This is a genomic window from Vulcanococcus sp. DEBay_Sum22DG08_74 (assembly GCF_017852955.1).
Taxonomy (GTDB): domain Bacteria; phylum Cyanobacteriota; class Cyanobacteriia; order PCC-6307; family Cyanobiaceae; genus Vulcanococcus.
In genome coordinates this window covers 1-2,668 of record NZ_JAFMKL010000169.1, presented here as the reverse complement: position 1 = coordinate 2,668, position 2,668 = coordinate 1, and the positions used below count along the sequence as shown (strand labels likewise).

Here is a 2,668-nt window from a genome sequence, read left to right as displayed (position 1 = left end):
GTGCCGCGAACGGTCAGGATCAGCTCGGGGTTGCGCGGGTCGGGCTCGAGCTTGCCGCGCAGACGGGCCACGTAGACATCCACGACCCGCAGATCAGCGGCACGGCGGGGCGGATAGCCCCAAAGCTGCTCGAGGATCTCAGCGCGGGGAACGACCCGGCCAGGCTCACGGAACAACAGCTCCAGCAGGCTGAATTCGGTGTAGGTCAGACCAATGCGCTCACCATCTCGGGTGACCTGGCGGCGATTGGTGTCCACCACGAGGTCGCCGACTCGCAGCACACCTTGACCCGCGGGAACATCCCGAGGCTCGTTGGTGGCCGAACCGCGGCCAACGCGGCGCAGGATCGTGGCGATCCGAGCCTCCAGCTCTTTGGGGCTGAAGGGTTTGGGCAGATAGTCATCCGCCCCCAGATCCAAGCCGGCGACCCGCTCGGCGATGGCATCCAGGGCCGAGAGAAAAATGATCGGCACGCAGGACTCCGCCCGCAGGCGCCGGCAGACCGCGAAGCCATCGAGCTTCGGGAGCATCACGTCGAGCACCACCAGATCAGGCTGCTCTTTGTGGAAGAGGGCGAGCGCTTCCTCACCGTCTTCAGCGCAGACCACCTGATAGCCAGCCAGCTGGAGACGCATGACGAGCACCCGACGCACGGCCGGCTCGTCATCCACCACCATCACGGTGGCGCGCTGCTCTGACGAAGCCTCGACAGAAGAGGCATCACTCTGTCGTTGCTGCTCGTCGAGCGGCATGCACTACACAGCGTGAAGAAGCGCAACGTTAACTCTCAGACCTCTCTTGGCGATAGCCTTTTGCCGGCCAGCTGAGCTATGCAGCGCCAGTCTTAAGGTTTTCTCCAGGTCGACCTAGGGCCAGCGTCCTGCGGCATAGGCGTTCCACTGACGCTCCGCCTCAGCCAAGGCCGCATCACTGCTGATCTGGCCCAACATCGCCCGCTGCAGCTGGGTGTAGACGATGGCCTGCAGCCGCTTCACCCCTGGGCTCGCCGGCACCAGCACCCGAGCTGAACTCAGGGTTTGGGCCGAGAGCAAACGGGCCTGCCGCACCAGCTGCTCCGCCTGAGTCGACGGTTGCTCATCCGCCAGGGCCTCTTCCACCTGCCGCAAGGCACCGGTGGAGGAGGGCAGCACCCGTGCCTGCTCGGCAAAACGCGCCTGGTTATTGGCATCGGTCAGAAAAAGGGCGAAGCGGGTCGCCGGCCCGGCCACCTTGCTCTGGCGGGGAATCGCCAGGGTCATCACTGCCACATTGGCGGCGCCATTGGCACCGGTCAGGGGCGGATAGGGACGGGTGGCCGCGGCCACCTGGGGCGCATTGGTCTGGATGCTGCGCAGGAACTCCGCACCGCTGCCCACCTGGGCCAACTCACCGCTTTGGTAGAGCTCAATCGCGCGCCGGTAGCCCTGGCTGACCACCTCCCGGGGCAGCAGGCCGCGGCGATAGAGATCGCTCCAGAAGGCAAAGGCCCGCCGGCCCGCCGGCGTGTTGAAGGCCGCCCGTTGGCGCTGGTCCAGCAGCGTCACCCCCATCTGCACCAGGGACTCGAGTAACTCCGCGGAGTCCTCAGGAACAACGGTGACAAACAGGGCATAGCGACCCGTTCGGCGCTTCACGGCTTCGGCGTAGGCCGGCACCTCAGCCCAGGTGCGCGGCGGCGCGTCGTAGCCGGCCTGACTCAGCAGCTGGCTGTTGGCCAGGGTGATCCGGGCCGTCAGATACCAAGGAATGGCGAACTGCTGCGGCTGGCCATCGGGAGCGGCGCTTTGGCCCGCTTGCCAGATCAGCGGCAGATAGGTCTCTGCAGCGCCCTGGGGCAACAGGGGCTCAAGGGGCTGCAGGCCGCCTTTGCTGGCCAAGTTGGCCGCGAAGAGCGGGTTCAGATTCACCACATCAGGAGCCGTGCGCGCAAACACCGCCGCCAGCAACTTCCGCTCGACAGATCCCCAGGGGACATCGGTCCAAACCACGTCATAGCGAGGGTTTTGCTGCTCCCAGCGGGCAATGACTCCGTTGAGGTAGTCGTTGAACTTGGGGGCCAGATCCAAGGTCCAGAACTGGATTGGAATGCGATCGGAGGTCTGCCGCCGAGCGGGGGCGCAAGCCGCCAGCACCCCCGTGAGCGCCGCAGCCGCCAGCAGCCCCAAGGCCAACCGCTTGGGCGTCTTCATCCCCGTGCGGAGAGCAGTTGTCGCCAACGCAGCAGCAAAACCGAACAAACCAGGGGGGCCAGCAAGGCCGTGATCAAAGCCTGAGCCGCCAGCAGCTGCAAGCCACCCTCGGGCAACACACCCTGGAACTGCCACTGCAGCAAGAAGCTGCCCCCTAGGACCAGGCTGCCCAGGGCCGCCAGCAGCCCCAGGTTGAAGCTGCGCTCAATCGGACTACCCCGCCGGCCCAGGCGTCCCCACCACCAACCCAACAGCACCAAAGCAGGCAGCTGGGTGACGTGACCGACATGCAAGCCGTCGAGCAGCAAGCCCAAGGCCAAGCCTGCATACGCCCCGGACCAGGGCCCATCCACCAAGGCCCAGGGCAGCAGCCAGAGCACCGCCCAACTCGGGGAGATGCCATCGAGGCTTAACCAGCCCGGGGAAAGCAAGGTCAAAGCCGGGACCGAGAGGGCAGAGGCCACGCAGAGGCCATGGCG

Annotated in this window: 3 protein-coding genes; all 3 read right to left on the bottom strand. The window is 66.2% G+C overall.

What is annotated here, in order from left to right; genetic code table 11:
• On the bottom strand, positions 1–677 hold a 677-nt coding region (gene rpaB / locus QZ184_RS11290), incomplete at its 3' end, for a response regulator transcription factor RpaB (protein ID WP_296419722.1).
• Between the two features lie 189 nt (positions 678–866).
• On the bottom strand, positions 867–2,189 hold the full coding sequence (locus QZ184_RS11285; protein WP_296419719.1) for a sugar ABC transporter substrate-binding protein: 1,323 nt from the start codon (positions 2,187–2,189) through the stop codon (positions 867–869).
• On the bottom strand, positions 2,186–2,653 hold the full coding sequence (locus QZ184_RS11280; RefSeq protein WP_296419720.1) for a rod shape-determining protein MreD: 468 nt from the start codon (positions 2,651–2,653) through the stop codon (positions 2,186–2,188). The genes QZ184_RS11285 and QZ184_RS11280 overlap by 4 nt, the downstream gene beginning before the upstream one ends.
• Positions 2,654–2,668: the final 15 nt, after the last annotated feature.

Excerpts from the sequence above, each read along its gene's own strand:
- QZ184_RS11285 (WP_296419719.1), bottom strand. The coding sequence starts at position 2,189 with ATGAAGACGCCCAAGCGGTTGGCCTTGGGGCTGCTGGCGGCTGCGGCG.